Genomic DNA, 343 nt, shown 5'->3' with positions numbered 1-343 from the left:
GTATGTGGCGCCGAGGACTCCGGTGGAGGAGCGGCTGGCGGCGGTCTGGTCGCAGGTGCTCGGGCTGGAGCGGGTCGGTGTCGAGGACAGCTTCTTCGATCTGGGCGGTGACTCGATCCGTGCGGTGCGGTTGGTGGGTGCGCTGCGGGCGGCCGGCTATGACGTGTCGATACCGGATGTCTTCCGGTTGAAGACGGTCGCCGGGCTGGCCGCGTCTGTCGGCGGCCGGGGGTCTGGCGAGTCGCTGATCGCGGCGGTCGAGCCGTTCGCGCTGATCGGCGAGGAGGACCGGGCTGCTCTTCCGGCGGGTGTGGTGGATGCGTATCCGCTGTCGCTGGTGCAG

The 343-nt window shown here is 70.3% G+C and carries 1 protein-coding gene; it reads left to right on the top strand.

What is annotated here, in order from left to right:
* Nucleotides 1-22: 22 nt before the first annotated feature.
* Nucleotides 23-343 (top strand): phosphopantetheine-binding protein (locus tag IF54_RS40270; protein ID WP_324616585.1); only part of this gene is annotated, 321 nt, incomplete at its 3' end.

It is taken from the genome of Streptomyces sp. NRRL B-3229 (assembly GCF_000719505.1).
In the GTDB taxonomy this organism is placed as follows: domain Bacteria; phylum Actinomycetota; class Actinomycetes; order Streptomycetales; family Streptomycetaceae; genus Streptomyces; species Streptomyces griseorubiginosus.
This window is presented reverse-complemented; position numbering and strand designations above follow the sequence as displayed.